The organism is Pseudoalteromonas sp. S4492 (assembly GCF_005886115.1).
GTDB lineage: Bacteria > Pseudomonadota > Gammaproteobacteria > Enterobacterales > Alteromonadaceae > Pseudoalteromonas > Pseudoalteromonas gelatinilytica.
This window is the reverse complement of record NZ_PNCP01000113.1, coordinates 1-700: the sequence shown is the minus strand read 5'-3', so window position 1 is coordinate 700 and position 700 is coordinate 1. Positions and strand designations below refer to the sequence as shown.

1 protein-coding gene is annotated in these 700 nt (G+C 37.1%); it reads left to right on the top strand.

Annotation, left to right across the window (positions count from 1 at the left end; all coding sequences use genetic code 11):
- Positions 1 to 462: 462 nt before the first annotated feature.
- Positions 463 to 700: hypothetical protein (locus CWC28_RS22295; RefSeq protein ID WP_212746807.1), on the top strand; the 238-nt coding region annotated here is incomplete at its 3' end.

The window sequence follows — 700 nt, the reverse complement described above, 5'->3', positions numbered from 1 at the left end:
GAACCCTGATTTTGAGCACCCAGGTTTTGGCAATGTGACTTCTTTGCTATTAACGCAGCCTGTAGCCCCTAAAAAAGATGAGGTCCTTGAACAGCTTGTAGTCAAGTTGCATGAGCAAGGCTTTGATGAAAAAGCGTTACTAGCGTAGTGTGTGATGAGACTTTATAAAACTCTAAATCTAAAAGGGTCAGGTCTTTCTTTTTACCTTTAATCTAGTCCAATATTGTTTATAAGCAATGGTTTAATAGAAATTCTTAATGTGTTGAAAAGAGTTGGGTGATTATCTTGAGCTTCATTACTCCTACTCAAGCGCGAGTCGGGTAGTGGCAAAAAGCAAGACCTGACACCGTGTGTAGGTTCTTGTTTTCTCTTTCGTGGATTATGGTTAAGCACTATGCCAAACAACGTAACAGCTTTATTCTGAGCTAATCGTAGAGACTCAAGTTAAATGGTGGAGATAATATGAGGTATTTAATTTTTATCCTTTTATTCCAAAGCGGCATTTGCATGGCGTTACAGCCTATATCTGAATATTGTGAAGACTCTTATCTGTTAGGCCGAATCGGAGGTGATATTTTTACAGCAAACAAATGCCTAGTATATGGTTACACTGCTGAGGATATGACTTTCTTTAAGAATAGAAACACAAGTATTGAATTCGATGATATTAAACCTTCAGTAGAAAAGTTTATCAATATTG